1 protein-coding gene is annotated in these 1,004 nt (G+C 61.3%); it reads right to left on the bottom strand.

Features of this window, described 5'->3' with window-relative positions; all coding sequences use genetic code 11:
* Positions 1 to 323: 323 nt before the first annotated feature.
* Positions 324 to 842 (bottom strand): AAA family ATPase, encoded by a 519-nt coding sequence (locus tag E3O67_RS04665; RefSeq protein WP_198418953.1) that lies wholly within the window; start codon positions 840 to 842, stop codon positions 324 to 326.
* Positions 843 to 1,004 lie beyond the last annotated feature (162 nt).

Below are 1,004 nucleotides of genomic sequence, written 5' to 3'. Positions count from 1 at the left end.
TCGGCCCCGCAAACGCCACGGCTACCGAACGCCCGCAGAGGTCCTCGCCACGCTAATCTCGAACCCAACTAATCAAACCGGTGTTGCAAACACCACTTGAATCCGCCGGGTTTCGAGACTGCCGAGTAGCGAGCGATTGTCGCGAAAAGCACACCGGGGCGCGAATCTTGTCCGGGCGGGGCGACTGGGACGTCCCGGTCGACAGGAGCGCTGGAGTTCTCCTCTCGATTCCGCACTCGCCTGCACAGCTCATTCACGCCACCACAGACCTTTGGCTCTGTGCCATGAGGCCCCTCCCCCTTGTGGGCAGGGAGGGCGTGTCCTCACCAACCTGCCTTTTCCTGCACGATGGTTGCCGTCGCCATGGGCGACCCCGTCGAGTTGTCCACGATGAGGTGATCTACGGACGCAGCTCGAAGGATGGCTGCGAGTTCTCCTGCGCGTCCTAGGTGCCAATCCAGCTCGGCCGGATTGGAGCCGTGGCGCAACCTGAGCCTCCTGGTCAGAGTCGCAGGGTCGGCTTCCAAGCGACAGATTAAGAGCCCGCGGCTCTGCAACGCGGCCTCGTACCGAGGAACCTCGCCGGCCTCCTCGACAACGCCGGCGAGGATGAAGTGCTCGACGCCGGCACGCCGATAGTTCACAACTAGGTCACGCAGGTTCTCCATTTCCAATTCGTGATTGAAGCGGTCGCCGTCCGGGGCTGGCCAGGCACGTCTGATGTGGTCGAGGTCGATTACCGCATGGCAGTGCTCGCTTTTCGCTTCCAACACGCTGAGGGCTTCTGCGACGGACGATTTTCCTACGCCGACCGTTCCGTTGAGAAAAACACTGTCGATCATTCCTCGAGGTTCTCACATCGCCCAGCCCCTATGAGTCCCCCCTTCCGGCGGCTGAGTCCTACAGCTATAGAGTCTGAACGTGATTATCTGGCTCAACGGACCGTTCGGCGGCGGCAAGACGACTCTCGCTCAAGAACTTTGCGAACGTGATGAGTCCTTCGT

The sequence above is a fragment of the Cryobacterium sp. TMT3-29-2 genome (genome assembly GCF_004564305.1).
Lineage (GTDB): Bacteria > Actinomycetota > Actinomycetes > Actinomycetales > Microbacteriaceae > Cryobacterium > Cryobacterium sinapicolor.
The sequence above is the reverse complement of the archived record's forward strand: the minus strand, read 5'-3'. Positions and strand labels throughout refer to the sequence as shown.

Coding starts and splice junctions, on each gene's coding strand:
- E3O67_RS04665 (WP_198418953.1), bottom strand. CDS start 842: ATGATCGACAGTGTTTTTCTCAACGGAACGGTCGGCGTAGGAAAATCG.